General features: G+C 52.2%; 1 protein-coding gene. It reads right to left on the bottom strand.

What is annotated here, in order from left to right; translation table 11 throughout:
• The coding region (locus EGI32_RS11485) for a hypothetical protein (RefSeq protein ID WP_255155498.1) at positions 1-414 on the bottom strand (414 nt) is incomplete at both ends.

Below are 414 nucleotides of genomic sequence, written 5' to 3'. Positions count from 1 at the left end.
CTACCACTACGGTAGCCGTAGAAGTACACCCGGTGGTAAGGTTTCGTACCGTAACATTATAAGAATTAGGGGTAAGGTTGGGAAATACCGGGCTGGCCTGGTAGTTTGTACCGTCGATGCTGTAGGTATAGTTGGCACCCAGCGGCGAAGACACCGTGATGGTTCCACCAGCTGCACACGTTGCCTGCACGGTAACCGAAGCTGTCGGGGGCGTAAGTGGCGCCAGTATGTTGATAGCCCCCGAAACATTGCTCGGGGTGGCGCAGGTATTCGAATTGGTTACTACACAATAATAATAAAACGTACCGGCAGGCGTATTGGGTGGTGTGTAAGTGGCCGAAGTAGCTCCCGGTATGAGTGTGCCACCAGTATTGGACGCTGTTGCATTTACATACCATTGGTAACTGCTCACTG

It is taken from the genome of Ferruginibacter sp. HRS2-29 (assembly GCF_024343615.1).
Classification (GTDB): domain Bacteria; phylum Bacteroidota; class Bacteroidia; order Chitinophagales; family Chitinophagaceae; genus Ferruginibacter.
This window is presented reverse-complemented; position numbering and strand designations above follow the sequence as displayed.